Source organism: Kordia jejudonensis (assembly GCF_001005315.1).
Lineage (GTDB): Bacteria > Bacteroidota > Bacteroidia > Flavobacteriales > Flavobacteriaceae > Kordia > Kordia jejudonensis.
The window spans coordinates 1-836 of sequence record NZ_LBMG01000168.1; the positions used below are offsets into that span (position 1 = coordinate 1).

The following is an 836-nucleotide window of genomic DNA, read 5'->3' on the forward strand; positions in this document are numbered from 1 at the left end:
AGTAGTCTAAACTAATCCCTGGCGCATTGTTTAGTAATTGTTCAGAGAGTGATGAAAGATCAAATACTTCAATTCCGTCATTTAAACTCACCGCATCACAGGTTTCTAGACCTGGCAATTGTACAAGTACTGGTAGTTCATTGACAATCAAGGTAAGATTAGTTACTCTAAAACAGCTAGTAGTTAAATCATCCACACGTACCCAAATAACTTGTGAATTTGGCGTGATGTTACTGTAGGCATTTACATTGTTGATTTCTCCTGCGCCAGTACCTAAGTTGGCATTAGCCAGTGTGTTGTAAAAACGAATGGTATGTGTTAGTGGATCTTCTCCGTTTAGAATATCAGGCTCACTTAACGTTAGATCGAACTGAGCAATACCATCAGTATCAGTGTCACATTCTTCCAGCGTAGCCGCATCTAAGGCAGCGATTTCAGGGGCATCATTCACGATTAAATCAAGTGGTACAACATTGAAACATCCCGTAAGGACATTTTCCACACGTACATAAATGGTTTGAGCATCTGCATTGATATTCGTATACGTATCAGGCAATGGATTGACATCGTTATCCGCATCTTCTGGTGTTTCGTGGTAAGTTACCGTTACTTGTCCTGGAATCACGCCACCTGTGATTTGATTCTCAGTACTTCGAATGTCAAAGATTCCGAAACCATCGTTGTCGGTGTCGCAGTATTCCAAAGCTGTAGGCACATTCGCTACTGGCGATTCGCTCACAACAATGTTAAAATTCGTAATACTGAAACATCCTGTGATTCCATTTTCTACACGTGCAAACACAGGTTGTGGATTGCTGATGTTGGTATATGGCGAG

Annotated in this window: 1 pseudogene; it reads right to left on the reverse strand. The window is 41.1% G+C overall.

The annotated features are described in order from the left end of the window. Nucleotides 1-836, reverse strand: a pseudogene (locus tag AA089_RS25330) (CUB protein); the annotation flags it as partial.